Here is a 1,803-nt window from a genome sequence, read left to right on the forward strand (position 1 = left end):
ACTTCGAATCCACCTCTATGGACTCAGACAACTCATGACGGGAGGCGAATCACTCAGACCCAGAACGGCGGCAAGTCCTACGGTTATATTATTACCGAAGAAGTGAACACCGACGAATGGGAACAACTGACATCAGACGGCGGCATGGTCTATCTCATCAGTACATGCAGCAATATACGGGTGAGCAATGCCGGTTCGCTTGTTCCTTCAGCTTTCCGCGTCTATGCCAAGCGGACGCTTGGTAGCGCCACATTGACTTATCCGGACGGATATTTGGCAGCGAGAGGCTACAGCAACGGGATATGGAGCGCCATCGCAGGGCCTTCGAGGGCTTCCGAGATTACGGTCAACGCTTCGGCTGGGTATTCCACTTTCTCGGTTCGCTGTTATCAGAGCCAGGCGGACGCTTCGGCATGGAATGACAGTTTCATTGCGGAGATATCAGTGGGTGTCAGCTATGACGGAGCAAGCGGACGAGACGCCAGCGAGCCGCGTCCGAGAGGTTTTTTCGCCAAAGGCAACACATATGTCTGGAATGAAGATTACCATGACATCGTACTGGCCACATTCAACAATCGTACCATTCCGTTTCGGGTACGGGCTTACGGTACGTCGGTCACTGTCGCACCTACCTCGATAGACGGTGATGCTAATTGGGAGGCAGCACAGCAGTATATGTTTGTGGCTATGGATATGGCTTTAATAAGAAAGATACGTGCCGATGAAATCTATGTGGATGATTTGGTGGTGCAGAATGTGCTGGCAAGGGATAAAACCGGTAAAGCCATGTGCCAGATTGACGGGGAGAATGGTGGCATTGGATTCCTGGCCGGAGGCAATATCCGATGGGATGCCAATGGTAATGTGTTCCAGGACGCCTCAATCTTCCGAAAGCTGAAACTTCTGGAGTCGAAATCCGATTCGTATGAATACTACCTGGATTTCAATACCGGGTTGAACTTTGAAATATCCCGGATATTCTCACTTCCAACGCAAGAGGAAACAATATACCTGCCGAATGCGGCAGAATATGAAGGTGGAGAGTGCATGCTGTATAACGGGGCCGTCTATACCCGTCTCGGGGGACCTGCAAGCATAAAAGTCGCAGGTGGAGGCAGCTTTATCATAGACGGAGAATACTATTCTAAAATAGTTGTCCCGTCGCTTTCCCTTGCTCAATTCAAGGCCGTAGCGACATACTCTGATGGAGTAAAGGATGAGGTGAAATGGGTTCTAATATCAGGAAAAGCGGAATCGAAAACTTAAAATATCAGTGTTATGAAAGTGTTTTATGAAAGCAAGTTAGCAAAATGGCTGCTGTGGCAGGGCTACAGCACCATCACATTGGGATGCTTCGTCTTTACGAAGAAAAGCAAGGAGGAGATGAAGCAGAGTACACTTAACCATGAGGCGATTCATGTGCGCCAATGGGAAGAATGTATGATTGCTTCGGCTGTGCTGCTGACGGTAATCATGCTGTTTACCGGGTTCAGTATCTGGGTATATCTACTTTGCCCGTTGTGGTTCTACCTCCAGTATGGGTTGGAGTATGTGATTTCCTACGTGTATCACTTATGCCGTAACCGGTGCTGGGTGAATGTAGGTGATAAGGCTTACGGAAATTCCGCGTTTGAAATGGAAGCGGAAGCTAACGAAGAGGTAGACGGTTATCTTGATGTGAGAACGCCTTTTGAGTTCTTCAAATATTACGGAAAAATTTGATTTATAATTTACAAAACGAGTTAATTATTAAAATGTTAAATCGGGTAATATTTCCATCCGGAAATTATGCCCCTTAAATGT

General features: G+C 47.4%; 1 protein-coding gene and 1 pseudogene. Both read left to right on the forward strand.

Features of this window, described 5'->3' with window-relative positions:
* Positions 1–1,266 (forward strand): annotated as a pseudogene (locus DWY57_RS20560) (hypothetical protein); the annotation flags it as partial.
* Between the two features lie 12 nt (positions 1,267–1,278).
* On the forward strand, positions 1,279–1,722 hold the full coding sequence (locus DWY57_RS20565; RefSeq protein WP_119962361.1) for a hypothetical protein: 444 nt from the start codon (positions 1,279–1,281) through the stop codon (positions 1,720–1,722).
* Positions 1,723–1,803 lie beyond the last annotated feature (81 nt).

The organism is Bacteroides sp. AF25-5LB (assembly GCF_003602965.1).
In the GTDB taxonomy this organism is placed as follows: Bacteria; Bacteroidota; Bacteroidia; order Bacteroidales; family Bacteroidaceae; genus Bacteroides; species Bacteroides uniformis.